Genomic DNA, 15,062 nt, shown 5'->3' with positions numbered 1-15,062 from the left:
GCTTAAACAGATCTCTTATTGGCTAAAAAAGAAGGAACACCAAGTGTTCCATCTTTTTTAAATGCCTATTATAGTTTAACTTGGGACATAACTTCTTCCGCAAAGTTCTCTTGTTTTTTCTCAAGACCTTCACCAAGGCCGAAACGTACGAAACGACGAATGGAAATGTTCTCGCCGATTGCTGAGATTTTTTCATTCAACAATTGGTCGATTGTTTTGTCTGGGTCTTTAACGAATTGTTGCTCCATCAAGCAGAACTCTTCGTAGTATTTACCGATCCGGCCTTCAACCATTTTGTCAATGATTTTCTCTGGTTTACCTTCATTCAAAGCTTGGTTACGAAGAATTTCTTTTTCTTTCTCCAAAGCTTCTGTTGGTACTTCTTCGCGACGTACATAAGTCGGGTTAGCCGCAGCGATATGCATAGCGATGTCTCTGCAGAAAGTACGGAATTGCTCCGTTTTACCAACGAAGTCAGTTTCACAGTTGATCTCAACAAGTACGCCTACTTTACCTCCAGCGTGAATGTAAGATTCTACTGCGCCTTCTGTAGCAATACGTCCTGCTTTGTTAGCTGCAGCAGAAAGACCTTTCTCGCGAAGCAATTCGCCTGCTTTGGTGATATCACCGTTTGCTTCTTCAAGCGCTTTCTTACAATCCAACATTCCTGCGCCTGTTTTTTCACGTAACTCTTTCACTTGTGCTGCTGTAACTGCCATTGAAAGAAACCTCCCGATAGTTGTTATTGGTATGTAATACCTATTGATTCTTTAAAAAAAGAGTGGTGACAGGCTGTTACACCTTCCAACCACCCTTTTCACATTCCTATAGATTAAGCTGTTGTTTGCTCGCCTTGGTGTGCTTCGATAACTGCATCAGCAATTTTTGCTGTTAATAATTTAACGGCACGGATCGCATCATCGTTACCTGGAATCACGTAATCAATTTCGTCCGGATCGCAGTTTGTATCAACGATACCAACGATTGGGATACCCAATTTGCGAGCTTCCGCAACAGCAATACGCTCTTTGCGTGGGTCGATAATGAAAAGTGCGCTAGGCAGACCCTTCATGTTCTTGATTCCGCCCAAGAATTTCTCAAGACGATCTTTCTCTTTACGGAGAATGATAACTTCTTTCTTAGGAAGAACTTCGAAAGTACCGTCCTCTTCCCATCTTTCAAGAGTTTTCAAACGGTCAATACGCTTTTGAATCGTTTGGAAGTTTGTTAGAGTACCACCCAACCAACGTTGGTTGATGAAGTACATTCCGCAACGTTCTGCTTCTTCAGCAACGGAATCTTGTGCTTGTTTTTTCGTTCCTACGAAAAGAATCGTACCATTATCTTCAGAAACGGATTTAACAAAGTTGTAAGCTTCTTCAACTTTTTTAACCGTTTTTTGTAGATCGATAATGTAAATACCGTTTCTTTCTGTAAAGATGTATTTGTCCATTTTCGGGTTCCAACGACGTGTTTGGTGACCGAAATGTACGCCAGCTTCTAAAAGCTGTTTCATGGAGATAACTGCCATCCCCAATCCCTCCTCTAAAATGGTTTATTTGGTATCCGCCGCCTGTCGCATCTTTGCATAAAACTTACCAAAGTAAGCACCATTATGCAAATTGACGGGCGTGAGTTTTTAACACCGTGAATAAATATACCACAACTGAAATACCTATGCAACTTTTTGTCATGATCCTCATTTTGCCCTACAAATGGCATGTATATGTACAGAAACAACAAAAACAGACCTCATAATAAAGATCCATTTGTCGGACTATCTATTGAACTGTAATTAAATTGGTCACGACTTTGGGAATATCCGTAACACCTTCAAAAACATGGTAACCGATTTGGATTTTAGTGTTACCACCTTGCTTTTCAAGCTCCGTAACAAAAGCTTTACGATCGGTAATAATGCCAGATTTCACGAGAAGTTCACTGACAGCAGTTGCATCAAGATTTGGCTGTACATAAATAACTATTTTCGGTGTAACTTCAGGTGTATTTGCTTTGGGCTGATCCTGAGGTTTAGCTGCCGCCAATTTGTCTGTTTCCTCTTTGACCTTTTTCAATACGGCTGCATCGAACTCATTTTGCGTAAATACTTTTGTATTCTTATCGAATACTTGGTAGTACTTCGCAGCTTCGACCTTTAACTTCTGAGGATCCATTTCATCCAATGCAAGGCCCGTTTGACCAGGTGCACTAGCTCGCACAGACATTATTTGCAGAAGTAAGGCTCCTACGATAATTCCAGTCCCTATTCCAAAAACGTACGACCTATTTTTAAACACGGGCCCTTTCCTCCTGTCTGGATAATTGAAGGATTAGACTGACCTCGCCTTTATTCATGCCTAGCTTCTTAGCAATGGCTTCGACGCCTTTTCCTTGATCATACAGTGAAAATAGCTCACTGTATCTGCTTTTCATGCCCAATCCAGTGTAGATGGGTTCTTCTACTTCCGATTCTTTAGCAGACGCAACAAGTTCAGAAGAAGCGACTTGAACAGAATGGGCTGGATTAGCACTAGGTATTCCCGAGATAATAGCATGCTGATCATCAGAAAACACGTCAGTTGCCGCATTTGTTCTTTGATTTATTTGATGATTGACATGCACTTTCGTTAATTCCTTCGACAGTTCATGTTTTTGCTTTTCCAATGATTCCAGTCTGCCTGCAAGCTTAGCAAGCTCTATCTCGTAATCTTGTTTCGTTTTGGAGAACAGATTGAGCAGCGTTTGATTTTGTTCATCCATCTCAGCAGCGAAATGCTCGATGGTTTCCTCGATCTCTTGGACTACGTTCGTCTTAATGGACGCTGCCGCTTGTTCCTTAGGTAGGAAACGTGCGTAGACAATCAAGACAAGACCTAGAAGTACGACATACATCCACGGCTGCATAGCCATTGGGTTCACCTTTTTCTATATGTGAGATAATTAGTTATAAGGATAAATCAATATGATGCCCTTTATACGGATGATCTAGCTGATGACTGCCTTCAGGGGAAGCGGAAACTGTCTTACCTTTGTTCTTGGCTTTACCCTTATTAGACTGCTGACGCTGGTCGCCATGATCCTTGATATCTGTACGAACGCTCTCTTCAAGCTTGGCGCTACGATGGCGATCCTTCTCCGTTGTTTGTGCAGCTTGATTCTCCAAGATCGTTTCGTCCTGCCGCGGTTTTTGCATAAGCTGATTTTGACGGATGCCAGCTTCATCGTTTTTGTGTACAGCGAACTGTAAATCGATGGCTTTAAAACTCATCGCTTACCCTCTCCTTCACTCACACATACGCACTCATGGAAATATCGCCTTCACTTAAACGGAACGTCATACGGCTTGTTGGATCTTTGATATATTTCGTATACCGGCCAATGACAATCTTAGTTCCCCCATAAATAGTAGACAATACTTCTACTTTCGCTTTGTCGGAGTCTTCTAACGATTTCTCGATCTCAAGAATACGTTCTTTGATGGTATTTTGCTCTTCTAAAGCTTGCTTTTTCGTATGTGTCAACTTGATTCGCATGGCCACTTTATCCGGACCTAATTGACCTGCTGCTGCTAATTGATTTAATAACGTAAGCGCTTTATCCGTTTTATCCATATTTTCCATGAAAACTTTTAGTTGGTTGCGTAAATCAATCATTTCATTACGAAGCTCTGGAAGAACGCCAACTTCAACAGCTGTAGCCGTTGACATCGAATTCCCTATCGTCCTCGCAGTAACACGCTCCCCGGCTTGTATGGTACCTCCAACTATGAGTCCTTTGGAACCATTACAATTTACGGCCTTGCCTGCTCTAATCGTTGAATGCATAATACTCTGAGAAACCGTTAATTCTCCTGCTACTTCAACAATAGCATCCTGAATGAAGGAACTTTTTACATTCTTACCAGCTTTGATATGTGCCTTATTCTGCCCAACAATGCCTGCACTAATGTCAATAGAACCTTCGGCTTCAAGTTCTGCGGCCTCCACGCCTCCAGTGACACGAATATCCCCAGCAGCACGGATTTTAAAACCAGGAAGAACATTACCTCGAATAACCACAGTACCGATAAAATCAATATTCCCAATATTATAATCAACATTTCCATTCACTTCATAGATAGGAAACACATTAATTTTGTCACGATCTGTTCTTACCACCATGCCATCAATTGTAGAATAAAGCCCCATTTGTTCAGCGTCTGTTACCACATTCTTGCCTAATTTAAATCTAGCTTCTTTCCCTGCTTTAGTAAAAAGGGTCTCACCTGTAACTGCTCTTCCCGGTGTGCCTTCCGTTGCCAGAAACCGCTGTCCGATAAGCTGTCCTTTTCTAACATTATGAAGAGATACTACTTCTTTATAATTCACCCTGCCGTCATCCAGCTCTAATGGTTTTTTTTCATCCTCATCAAAATCAAAAATAAATTTAATATATCCGCTCTGGCCTTCTATTGCCTTCGTTCCCGTTGCAATTGTAACTTTTTGATGATAAAAAGGTTTCGGATTTGCAGCTATTTGAGCAAGTAAAGATCGATTTAAACCGTGAACGATGTGATTCGTTTGAACTAACTCTTCCAATTGTCCTGCTGTTACTTGAAAATCGTCATCAGCATTGTTAATTAACAAATAAGCTGTTAATTTGTCATCCGAGATGGAAATACTAATGTAAAAACCCAAAGGCATGTTCCTCTCAAGCATAGACAAACCACCTTTCATTACCTTCTGATTGTATGTTATGTATCTTGAAATAATTGCGTCTTAAATCGACCTAGTACGCCTTTAAGCCGAAGTATTGCTTTCGAATGTAATTGTGAAATACGAGAAGGAGACAAGCACATAACCTCAGCAATTTCACTTAAGGAGAGCTCTTCGAAATAGAATAATGAGACAACCGTTCTCTCTTTATCCGTTAATCTTTCAATAGCCTTTGCCAAAGACTCCTTCAAATAAAACTCATTAACCTGAAACTCTGGGTTCTTGGCCTTTTCATCTACAAGTAATGAAAGACGCGTTTCCGAATCTTCCTCTCGGATGGGATCATCAATCGAACAAACGGTTGTAATCGAAATATCCTGAAGCATCTGCTGAAAATCTTGCTCACTAATTTGTAAATAGTTGCTGATCTCAGCATCCGTAACTGAGCGTAGATACTGCTGTTCTAGCTTCTGGTAAGCATCTTCGACCTTCTTGGCCTTTTCTCTTACAGAGCGTGGTACCCAATCCCCTTGCCGAAGTCCATCAATAATAGAACCACGAATTCTCCAAGAAGCATAGGTTTCGAATTGCAGTCCGCGTGAATAGTCAAATTTCTCCACGGCATCGATAAGGCCCATCACACCAAAGCTCGATAGATCTTCTCTCGAAACACTTTTGGGAAGTCCTATTGCCATACGTCCGGAAACATAATCGACTAAGGGCAAGTAACTCTCGATAAGCGACTGCTTAGCGGGAACCCAGCCCTGTTCCTTCCATTGCTTCCATAACTCGATGTTGACTAGTTGTGATTGCTTTTGTTCGATCATGATTTACGTTTCACCATCCTTAGTCTTCAGACATTCGCCTTAAGGCACCCGCCAGTTGTTCAGGGTCCAAATTATTCTTGGTGACTAGCTTAGGTGGATTCAGTGGTGAAAATTGCATTTCATTAGATAGTAAAGAGTTATTACTGCCCAGGTTAGCCTTCATCATCTCCCGTGTTTCCTCATCCTCATCTGGTGTAGTCAAATCCAATGATTGACCAACGGACGATTCTATCGTGGGATTCACATAAGATGCACCGCCTGCAGCATGTTCAGCTCCTATCATTACACCCAACACCCATCTAAAACCAAATGTCAGAACGAATAAAATAAGAAAGCTGTATGCACTTTTAAGACAAGTAGAAAGAAATAAATTATTGCCGATCGATAAGGCAAATGTAAATAAGGCAGCCAATGATGCTACGATGACATTAATTCGAATGGTTCCAATCATCATCAAATTTCCTTTACTCCTAATTGGACACTTCGAATAACCAGGATGCCGGTTTCACTATGGAATTCTATCGTTCGACCGTAATTAGCCCCGGTATCCTCAGCATGAATTGGAATTTTGTATTTATTCAACATTTCTTTACAAGATTCTACATTTCTTGGACCAATTCTCATCGTATCATTATTTCCAGCAAATGCAAACATTTGAGCACCGCCGGCAAGCTTTGCTTCTAGCCTATTCACAGTAGCTCCGAGCTTTTCCATTCTGGAGATTAACTCAGGAATAGCCGTATCCGCGTATTTAGCAATATTCAGCGAGCCTTCACGAGCTATCTCGGAAGAAGGCAGCATCACATGAGCCATACCTGCCACTTTTACGCGGCTATCATATAAAGTGACACCCACACACGAACCCAGCCCTGTTGTCTTCAATACACCTGTCTGGTGAGCAACATTCAGGTCAGCCATTCCTACTTTAATTAAATTATCTAACGTCATGGAGACTCTACCCCTAATGCCGAAAATATTTTGCCAAACGATTCCGGATCAGGAATTAAGAAGAAATGTCCTTGTACTTCATTTTCCCCTTCCATAAATTTGGTATCAATGAGAAGTGCTTGATCTCCCATTTGACCAAATTGCAATAATCCATAGCTTAAAATGGCACCGGCCATGTCAATTGCTAACGCAGGGACAGTAGGCTGCATATTCAAATTCGTAAAATCAGCAAGAGAGGATAAATAAGAACCGGCTAGAATATTCCCGATCTCATTCAAAGCAGATAATTCCAGTTCTGAATACTCTTCATGATCTTCGATATGTAACCCAATCAAATCCCTTAGCATATTTTTGGCGGCATCTAAATCAAGGATAAAAAACATATTTCCAGGCGCGTCTCCATCCACACGCAAGAAGATAGCAAGAACAACAGTCTCTGCTCCGCCAACACTTTCGCAGATTTCTTCGAAAGGAAGCATTCTTACCTTTGGAACGAGCATATCAATCGGCTTATCCAGCAAAGTAGATAGGGCGGTAGCAGCATGCCCCGCACCTATGTTACCTACTTCTTTGAGAACGTCCATTTGAAAATCCTCTAAACGACTAAATACATCCACAAGCTATTCCTCTAATCTTTCTAACTGTTGAATTTCATTGCGATCCAAGACTTGCTCTAAATTCAACAAAACAAGCAATCTTTGTTCACCAACGCGTGCGATACCATCCAGATACTTGGCTTTGATTCCGCCTACAATTTCTGGAGGATTATCAATATTATCCGTGTCCAAATCAATAACGTCATTCGCAGAGTCTACAATGAGACCCACTTCAAAGTCACCTGCAGATACGATGATAATACGAGTAGCATCTGAATTAATTTGCTCTTCAAGTCCGAATCTTGAGCGAAGGTCAATAATAGGAATAACAACACCGCGAAGATTAATAACGCCTTTAATGAATGCTGGCGCTTTAGGTACGCGCGTCATTGGCTGCATTCTTTCGATCGTTCTAACTTTCTCAACTTCCACGCCGTACTCTTCCGTTCCAAGTGCGAAGACGATTACCTTTTTCTCTTCTCCCATTGTGAAACCCTCCTTAAAAGTATGTAATTATTTAATCAATGCATTCGGATCAATGATCAATGCGACTTGTCCATCCCCTAGAATCGTTGCACCGGATATTGCGAATAGTCCGGATAAATATTTACCTAAGGTTTTGAGAACGATTTCTTGCTGACCAATAAATTCGTCTACCATCAAGGCAACTTGTTTGTCACCTTTGCGTACAACAACAATTTCGGTCTCTTCCTCAAGATCCTCATTGAAATCAGGCACATTAAATAATGTACTGAGCGATACAAGAGGAATAACATTATTACGATACTCCACCATTTTGTTACCATGAATGTTACGAATCTGATTCTTCTGAATAGCAGAAGTTTCAACAATGGACGATAACGGTATCGCATATTTTTCACTGCCCAGACGCACAAGCATGGCAGAAATAATGGATAACGTCAGTGGTAATTGGACTGAGAACTTACTTCCAAAACCTGGTTTGGAATCAACTTGAACATGTCCACCCAACATCTGAATCTTCGTCTTCACAACGTCAAGACCAACGCCACGTCCAGAAATATCAGAAATTTTCTCGGCCGTACTAAATCCAGATGCGAACAATAAGTTGTATACTTCCAAATCACTTAACTTCGCTGCTTGTTCTGCTGTTACAAGACCATTCTTGAGTGCAGTCTTCAATACCTTTTCTCTATAAATCCCTCTGCCATCTTCTTCAATTTCTATAAACACATGATTCCCACTATGGAAAGCACGCAGCTGAATGGTACCTTGCTCACTTTTGCCAGCAGCCAATCGATCACTGATAGACTCAATACCATGATCGACAGCATTACGCAGTAAATGTACAAGTGGGTCACCAATTTCATCAATAACGGTCCGATCTAATTCTGTTTCTGCACCTGTAATGACCAAATCTACTTTCTTATCTAGCGATTTAGCCAAGTCCCTTATCATCCGTGGGAAGCGATTGAATACAGAATCCACAGGAACCATGCGGAGCTTCAATACTATATTTTGCAAATCACTGCTTACTCTAGACATATGTTCAACTGTTTCAGTCAGATCATTACGTTTAACCTCACTAGCAAGTTGTTCTAAACGTACTCGGTCAATTAATAATTCGCTGAACAGATTCATCAGTGCATCTAAGCGTTCAATATCAACACGTATTGTACGACTTGCAACAGGAGCCCCACCCGCCGCTGGTTTAACTGCAGCTGTAACTGCCTCAGCATTATGTATATTTTCGACTGATACAGCAGGTGCGATTGCTTCTGCAACCGCTGCAGCAATTTCTTGTCTTGCCGCCTCAACTTCAGTTCTTGGACGGGATAATTCGGCAAGCGATTCTGAATCAACTGTGATAATGACGGCTGATTGGATTTCGGAAACATTCAAAATCTCTTTCTCTAACGTTGCTTGATCAACCTTAGAAATAAAATAAAGAGAGAAGGAACGATCAAATTTCTCTTGTTCGATTTCTTGTACGGATGGCGTCGCTTTTACGATTTCGCCCATTCCCTCGAGTGCATCGAACACCATATATGCCCTTGCTGCCTTAAGTACGCAATTCTCATTAACACTTACTTCGATATAGAATACAAGGAATCCCGAGTCAATCGACTGTTGAAGAATAGAGAGTTGAAACTCATCAACTTCGATTCCTTTAGCTGGTTCCTTCGCAGCTGTCACTGCTGGAGCTTGTACGGTTTTATAGTCACCTGTCACAATGGAACGAAGAGCAACGACGATAGGTGAAACATCCGCTTTCCCTGTACCACCTTGAATAATATCTTCGACCATAGATTCCAATGAATCAAGACTTTTGAAAATGCAGTCAAAAATGAATGGGTTCATATCAATTTTACTGTTACGTACTAAGTCCAACACATTTTCCATCTCGTGTGTTAGGGCGGCGATATCCTCGAAGCCCATTGTTGCAGACATCCCTTTCAACGTATGAGCAGAGCGGAAAATGTTATGAACAATACTAATATCCTGAGGATTGCTTTCTAAATTAAGTAAGTTCTCATTCAAAGATTGCAAATGCTCTTTCGATTCATCGATAAACATGGATAAATATTGACTAAGTTCCAAAACCATACACCTCCAATAGAATCATTATGTACTGCATGCAAAAATTCATTTAATTAAGTACGCATTGTGCTAATCGAATTGCAATATCCTGCTGTGGCAAAACATACATAGCAGCTTGGATCTCTACAGCAGCTCTAGGCATCCCGTATACGATACAAGTTTCTTCGCACTCGGCAATGGTTGTTGATACGCCGGATTGCTTTAATGAGAGCATGCCTTTGGCTCCATCGCTACCCATGCCGGTCATCAGAACGATGTGCCGCTTCAACTCACTCATACCAAGCAATGACTCAAACATGACATCCACCGAGGGGCGGTGGCCAGAACGAGGTTCTTCTTTGGTTAATCGAATTTTGTACGTTTTGTCCGTATCTTTGTAGATGACCATATGCCATCCTCCCGGTGCTACATAAGCTGTTGCCGTTTGGAGCACATCCCCTTCCGCAGCCTCGACTACCTGTATCTGAGAAATGTCATTCAGGCGTTGGGCTAATGATTTGGTGAAATTAGGTGGCATATGTTGAACAATTAAGATCGGTGCAGGAAAACCTGCTGGAATATGAGAGATCACCTGATGTAAGGCACGAGGTCCTCCTGTTGAAGTACCTATGGCTACAAGATGATCGAAATGCGTTGAACCGGGCTTTGCAGCAAGTTTAATATCGGGTGCTTTCATCAAACTGGCATTACTTTTGGATATTAACGGTTGAGTAACCCGCGGAGACACAGGCTCTTGCTGTACCGGCCTTAACTTCGTTCGAACTGCCATATGCAGCTTCTCATGAAGAAGTTGTTTAACTTTATACAGGTCAAGGGATATGGAGCCTGAAGGCTTTCGAATAAAGTCGACAGCTCCCCACTCGAGTGCTTTAATCGTTTCAGAAGCACCCTCCTGGGTTAAGGAACTTAACATAATGACGGGAGTTGGTTGTTCTGCCATGATTCGTTGTAAAGCATCCAAACCATTCATTATTGGCATTTCCACATCCATCGTAACGGCATCGGGGCATAAAAGCTTCACTTGTTCAATAGCTTCTTGACCATTTTTTGCTGTTCCTATTACTTTGTACTGAGGATTATCTGAAATCAAATCGCTTATAATTTTTCGCATAAAGACGGAGTCGTCTACGACAAGAATGTTATATGGTGCCAAGCTGCTTCCCTCCCCCTTATGAGCATATTCGACACGATTTGCGAAAATCCTATTTCAAAAGTTTCATCATTTTATTTAAAAAGCCCTTGACACCGGATGTTGGTGTGTCGATTACTTGATAACCATTCATATAATTAGCGACTAATAATTGAAGACTTCGTGAGGCAGCCGAATTCGGAAAAGCAACAGTAAAAGGTATCTGTTTTTTAACCGCCTTAGATACAGCCGCATCATCGTCAACGAATCCTAATGTAGGGATTTGGATATCCAGAAATTGTTTAGCTACTAAAGAAATTTTATCAGCCGTGTGCTTGCCTTCCTTTGCATCGGTTACTCGGTTGATAACTAGTTTAAACGAAACGTCATGTCCCATTGAGTTAACCATTTTTATAATGGCATAAGCATCAGTTATAGAAGTAGGCTCAGGCGTTGTGACAACAAACGCTTCTTCGGCGGCAAGAATAAATTTCAACGTTTCTTTGGACAATCCGGCTCCTGTGTCAAAAATGATAAAATCAACATACCCGTTGAGCTGCATGACTTGCTCGGCAAAGTAGTTCAGTTCTTCATCGGTTAAGCGAAGTAAATCGTTAAAGCCAGATCCACCTGCTATAAAATCTAAATCATTGTAACCTTTCTGGATAATTTCCCAGATCGTTTTTTCCTTTTTCAACAAGTGATACAAATTGTATTTGGAGGAAATCCCCATCAGCACATCAATGTTGGCAAGCCCAATATCTGCATCAAAGACTAGAACCTTATAACCTTGGGACTGAAGCGTTAAAGCAAAGTTAAGCGTGAAATTTGATTTACCAACGCCTCCCTTTCCACTAGTCACGGTAATAATCCTGGTTGCTTTTGTGCCTTTGTCATTCTGCATCTGTACCAGGTTCCGCAACCCTTCTGCTTGATCCTTCATGCTCTAGGTTCCTCCAATAACAAATCGATGATTTGCCACTCATTCATTTCCGTAATATCATCGGGTACATTTTGACCGTTCGTAACATACGAAAGCTGTAATGAGAACTCGTGAACAATATTTACAATAGCACCGTAGGAGTCTGTTTCATCCATCTTGGTGAATAATACTTTGTCTAGCTTAAATTTATTAAAATTGTTCGTGATCGCTCTCATGTCCCGATACTTTGTTGTTAAGCTCAGAACCAGAATGGTCTCACTATTTCCTTGTGTCTTAAGCAAAGAGTTAAGCTCCGAAACATACATTTCATTTCGGAAATTGCGTCCAGCTGTATCCATGAAAATAACGTCACATTCTTCTAGATTATGAAACGCTTTCGCTAAATCCTGTGGTGAGAAAACAACTTCAAGGGGGACATTCAAGATTGTTCCATATGTTTTTAACTGCTCTATTGCCGCAATTCGATATGTGTCTGAAGTAATAAAACCAACCTTACGTTGATACTTCAACACTTGTTCCGCTGCTAACTTTGCTATGGTTGTCGTCTTTCCAACTCCTGTTGGACCTACGAAATGTACCACGCGTGTTTGCGGTGAAATTTGTTTACTGCGATTGGACTGAAGCACCTGCCCCAGCTTGGATCGCACAACTTGAAGAGCTGACTCATCCGTTAAAGGCTCATCTGCAAGGTGAAAATCTGCCACTACTTCATCCACAATTTGACGAATTAACGTAGGATCTACTTCTTGGTCAAATAATCGTTGTTCAATCTTCTGTAAAGGTTCAGGGAGATTTGACTCCTCGGTTGCATGAGTAAGCTTTCTCATCATTTCCTTCATTTGTTTGAGCTCCTCCATGAGGTGCTCATCTTTGAGAATGGCTCTATTAGGTGCATTTATCGAAACCGGTGAGTAAGACTGCTGTGAAGCATTACGCTGTTGTATCTCAACGCCTGCACTAACGGTAACTGGTTCTTTTTTGGCTGAAACAGGAGCGATTACATCTGGGACATCAGGAAAATCAGATAGATGCGATTGAGCTCTTGCAGGTTGATCTTGACTCATGACCTTCTGCTGTTGAGGCTGTGGTTGAGGTGCAAAACGCTGAGCAGCCCCTCCTGAATTCGTGCTTGCTCCATCAATTGCAGCGATAACTTCAATCTTTTTCTTACCGAATAGACCAAGAAAACCACCCGTGCGAATTTCCTTTGTATTGAGGATTACCGCATCCTTGCCTAAATCCGTTCGAATTTTTTGCAAAGCGTCCGGCATGGAATCGACAACGTATCTTTTTACTCTCATAAATTGACTACCCCCATACTCTGAATTTCAACGCTAGGCTCTAATTCGCTGTAGGATAATACAGGTATATCTTGCAAAGTTCTCTCAAGCAATTGTCTTAAATACATCCGAATCGTTGGTGAAGTTAAAATAACAGGCTGTTGTCCGGATTGAATCAATTTAGAAACTTGCTCACTGACGCGATGATAAATAATTTGTGAAGAGGATGGGTCAAGTGCTAAGTAGCTCCCTTGATCTGATTGCTGAACAGAATCGGCAATTTTCTTTTCCACAGAAGGACCAACCGTGATGACTTTTAAGGAATCTCCTAAAGAAGTAAACTGTTGAGTGATTTGTCTCGATAATGATTGTCTAACATATTCAGTCAGTATTTCAGGATCCTTTGTATAAGAACCATAATCAGCAAGAGTTTCCAAAATCGTTACCAAATCACGTACAGAAATTTTCTCACGAAGTAACTTTGCCAATACCTTCTGAACGTCCCCTACCGACAACACGGAAGGAATAAGATCGTCAACAAGTGCTGGATAAGACTCGCGAACATTCTCGATTAGAGCTTTTGTTTCTTGACGACCTAGAAGTTCATGTGTATGTTTCTTAATAATTTCGGTTAAATGTGTAGCCACTACGGAAGGAGGATCAACGACTGTGTAGCCAGATAGCTCCGCTCTTTCTTTGGTCACTTCATCTATCCATATAGCAGGCAATCCGAAGGCAGGCTCAGTCGTTTCTATACCTGCTATTGAATCATCATCAATACCAGGACTCATGGCTAGGTAGTGATTAAGAAGTAGTTCGCCACGTGCAACCGTATTGCCTTTTATTTTGATGATATACTCATTCGGCCGTAGTTGAATATTATCGCGGATACGAATAACGGGTACGACAACCCCAAGCTCAAGCGCACATTGTCGGCGAATCAAGATAATACGATCTAGTAAATCCCCGCCTTGTTGAGTATCTGCAAGAGGTATTAAACCATAACCAAATTCAAACTCAATGGGATCGACTTGTAACAAGGAAATGACACTTTCAGGACTCCGCACTTCCTCAATTTGCTGCTCTTCCACCAATTGTTCTTCTTTGATCGCTTCGCGCTCCAAATTCTTTTGCATTTTAAAAGCTGCGAAAATTAACAATCCGGCAATCGGAAACGTAGTGTACCAATGAATTGGTGTGAATAAGCCAAGCACCATAAGAGTACCAGCAACAATATAAAGAAGCTTTGGTTGTGCAGTTAACTGTTTGGTGATATCGTGACCTAAATTTCCTTCTGATGATGCCCGTGTTACGATAATACCTGCTGCAGTTGAAATCAACAGGGCAGGAATTTGGCTGACGAGTCCATCACCAATGGTTAGGATTGAGAATGTTTCAAGTGCCTGAGAAAAAGACATCCCTTTCATCGTCATCCCAATAATAAAGCCACCAATCAAATTAATGACAAGGATGATGATGCCGGCAATGGCATCCCCTTTAACAAACTTACTTGCACCATCCATTGCTCCGTAGAAATCCGCTTCTCGTTCAATCTTTTGTCTACGTTCACGAGCCTGGACTTCGTTGATTAAACCTGCATTCAAATCTGCGTCAATACTCATTTGTTTTCCCGGCATCGCATCGAGTGTAAATCTCGCTGCAACCTCGGCAACGCGCTCAGAACCTTTGGTAATTACGATGAATTGTACCAAGACAAGGATGAGAAACACGACGAATCCCACGACGATATTGCCTTGAGCAACGAAAGAACCAAAAGTTCTGACCACGTCGCCTGCTTCTGCATGCGACAAAATGTTCCGCGTAGTCGAGACGTTTAACGCCAACCGAAACAAAGTCGTAATCAGGAGTAAAGAAGGGAAGATTGAGAACTGAAGAGCTTCTTTTGTATTCATAGCAACCAAAATAATCATTAAAGCAATCGATATATTAATAATTAATAAAAAATCCAACAAAGGGATTGGAACCGGTACAATCATCATTAATACAATACCGATAATGCCTATAAGAACCAATAAATCCTTGATCTTCATCTGATTGTACCTCC

General features: G+C 41.3%; 16 protein-coding genes. All 16 read right to left on the bottom strand.

What is annotated here, in order from left to right:
* Positions 1-68 precede the first annotated feature (68 nt).
* Complete coding sequence (gene tsf / locus QFZ81_RS13335; RefSeq protein WP_307443477.1) at positions 69-719, bottom strand: translation elongation factor Ts; 651 nt, start codon at positions 717-719, stop codon at positions 69-71.
* A 113-nt stretch (positions 720-832) separates the two neighbouring features.
* Entirely contained in the window at positions 833-1,531 is a 699-nt protein-coding gene (gene rpsB, locus QFZ81_RS13330; RefSeq protein WP_029195233.1) for a 30S ribosomal protein S2, read from the bottom strand.
* 250 nt (positions 1,532-1,781) lie between these two features.
* On the bottom strand, positions 1,782-2,297 hold the full coding sequence (locus tag QFZ81_RS13325; protein WP_307443479.1) for a hypothetical protein: 516 nt from the start codon (positions 2,295-2,297) through the stop codon (positions 1,782-1,784).
* The gene (locus QFZ81_RS13320) at positions 2,290-2,910 is read right to left on the bottom strand and encodes a DUF6115 domain-containing protein (protein ID WP_307443481.1); all 621 of its coding nucleotides are present in this window, start codon (positions 2,908-2,910) and stop codon (positions 2,290-2,292) included. The genes QFZ81_RS13325 and QFZ81_RS13320 overlap by 8 nt, the downstream gene beginning before the upstream one ends.
* A 34-nt stretch (positions 2,911-2,944) precedes the next feature.
* Positions 2,945-3,268, bottom strand: a complete 324-nt coding sequence (locus QFZ81_RS13315) for a hypothetical protein (RefSeq protein WP_307443482.1) — start codon at positions 3,266-3,268, stop codon at positions 2,945-2,947.
* Positions 3,269-3,287: 19 nt separating this feature from the next.
* Positions 3,288-4,697, bottom strand: coding sequence for a flagellar assembly protein A (locus QFZ81_RS13310; protein ID WP_307443484.1), 1,410 nt, complete (start codon positions 4,695-4,697; stop codon positions 3,288-3,290).
* A gap of 35 nt (positions 4,698-4,732) precedes the next feature.
* Complete coding sequence (locus QFZ81_RS13305; protein ID WP_307443485.1) at positions 4,733-5,521, bottom strand: FliA/WhiG family RNA polymerase sigma factor; 789 nt, start codon at positions 5,519-5,521, stop codon at positions 4,733-4,735.
* A 19-nt stretch (positions 5,522-5,540) separates the two neighbouring features.
* A complete protein-coding gene (locus tag QFZ81_RS13300; RefSeq protein WP_307443486.1) occupies positions 5,541-5,978 on the bottom strand; it encodes a hypothetical protein in 438 nt (145 codons plus the stop codon).
* Positions 5,975-6,469, bottom strand: coding sequence for a chemotaxis protein CheD (locus tag QFZ81_RS13295; protein WP_307443487.1), 495 nt, complete (start codon positions 6,467-6,469; stop codon positions 5,975-5,977). Before QFZ81_RS13295 ends, QFZ81_RS13300 begins: the two co-directional genes overlap by 4 nt.
* The gene (locus QFZ81_RS13290) at positions 6,466-7,053 is read right to left on the bottom strand and encodes a chemotaxis protein CheC (RefSeq protein WP_373462769.1); all 588 of its coding nucleotides are present in this window, start codon (positions 7,051-7,053) and stop codon (positions 6,466-6,468) included. The genes QFZ81_RS13295 and QFZ81_RS13290 overlap by 4 nt, the downstream gene beginning before the upstream one ends.
* Positions 7,054-7,089: 36 nt before the next feature.
* Positions 7,090-7,551 (bottom strand): chemotaxis protein CheW, encoded by a 462-nt coding sequence (locus QFZ81_RS13285; protein WP_307443489.1) that lies wholly within the window; start codon positions 7,549-7,551, stop codon positions 7,090-7,092.
* A 27-nt stretch (positions 7,552-7,578) separates the two neighbouring features.
* Positions 7,579-9,645 (bottom strand): chemotaxis protein CheA, encoded by a 2,067-nt coding sequence (locus tag QFZ81_RS13280; protein WP_307603031.1) that lies wholly within the window; start codon positions 9,643-9,645, stop codon positions 7,579-7,581.
* 49 nt (positions 9,646-9,694) lie between these two features.
* Positions 9,695-10,798 (bottom strand): protein-glutamate methylesterase/protein-glutamine glutaminase, encoded by a 1,104-nt coding sequence (locus QFZ81_RS13275; protein WP_307443491.1) that lies wholly within the window; start codon positions 10,796-10,798, stop codon positions 9,695-9,697.
* A 49-nt stretch (positions 10,799-10,847) separates the two neighbouring features.
* The gene (locus tag QFZ81_RS13270; RefSeq protein ID WP_307443492.1) at positions 10,848-11,717 is read right to left on the bottom strand and encodes a MinD/ParA family protein; all 870 of its coding nucleotides are present in this window, start codon (positions 11,715-11,717) and stop codon (positions 10,848-10,850) included.
* Positions 11,714-13,018, bottom strand: coding sequence for a flagellar biosynthesis GTPase FlhF (gene flhF / locus QFZ81_RS13265; RefSeq protein WP_307443494.1), 1,305 nt, complete (start codon positions 13,016-13,018; stop codon positions 11,714-11,716). The genes QFZ81_RS13270 and flhF overlap by 4 nt, the downstream gene beginning before the upstream one ends.
* A complete protein-coding gene (gene flhA, locus QFZ81_RS13260; RefSeq protein WP_307443495.1) occupies positions 13,015-15,048 on the bottom strand; it encodes a flagellar biosynthesis protein FlhA in 2,034 nt (677 codons plus the stop codon). Before flhA ends, flhF begins: the two co-directional genes overlap by 4 nt.
* Between the last annotated feature and the right edge of the window lie 14 nt (positions 15,049-15,062).

Source organism: Paenibacillus sp. V4I9 (assembly GCF_030817295.1).
Lineage (GTDB): Bacteria > Bacillota > Bacilli > Paenibacillales > NBRC-103111 > Paenibacillus_E.
Note: the sequence above shows the minus strand (reverse complement) of the source record. Positions and strands in the feature narration are given on the sequence as shown.